We start from the raw sequence: 711 nt of genomic DNA on the forward strand, positions 1-711 counted from the left end.
TCACGTATTAGGTAACTGCCCTTCCTCCCAACTTAAAGTGCTTTACAATCCGAAGACCTTCTTCACACACGCGGCATGGCTGGATCAGGCTTTCGCCCATTGTCCAATATTCCCCACTGCTGCCTCCCGTAGGAGTCTGGACCGTGTCTCAGTTCCAGTGTGACTGATCATCCTCTCAGACCAGTTACGGATCGTCGCCTTGGTGAGCCATTACCTCACCAACTAGCTAATCCGACCTAGGCTCATCTGATAGCGCAAGGCCCGAAGGTCCCCTGCTTTCTCCCGTAGGACGTATGCGGTATTAGCGTCCGTTTCCGAGCGTTATCCCCCACTACCAGGCAGATTCCTAGGCATTACTCACCCGTCCGCCGCTCGCCACCAGGTACAAGTACCCGTGCTGCCGCTCGACTTGCATGTGTTAGGCCTGCCGCCAGCGTTCAATCTGAGCCATGATCAAACTCTTCAGTTCAAACATCTAACTGGGTTTTGAGAAAACCCTAAACTTGGCTCAGCAATCGTTGGTTACATCTTTGATTTCTCGCGGAGTAACTTGGGTTGCTGATAATCTGTTGACTTCAGTCTGACACCACAAGCACCCACACGAATTGCTTGATTCAGTTGTTAAAGAGCGGGTGGTTAAGAGCTTTCGTCTCAACCGAGGCGCGCATTCTACAGCGTCTCTTGTATCTGTCAAGCGGTTATTTTAAGAAG

General features: G+C 51.2%; 1 rRNA gene. It reads right to left on the reverse strand.

Annotated elements, in window-relative coordinates:
• Positions 1-469 (reverse strand): 16S ribosomal RNA (locus RYB09_RS27080); the annotation flags it as partial.
• Positions 470-711: the final 242 nt, after the last annotated feature.

The organism is Pseudomonas syringae group sp. J254-4, assembly GCF_032586855.1.
Lineage (GTDB): Bacteria > Pseudomonadota > Gammaproteobacteria > Pseudomonadales > Pseudomonadaceae > Aquipseudomonas > Aquipseudomonas amygdali.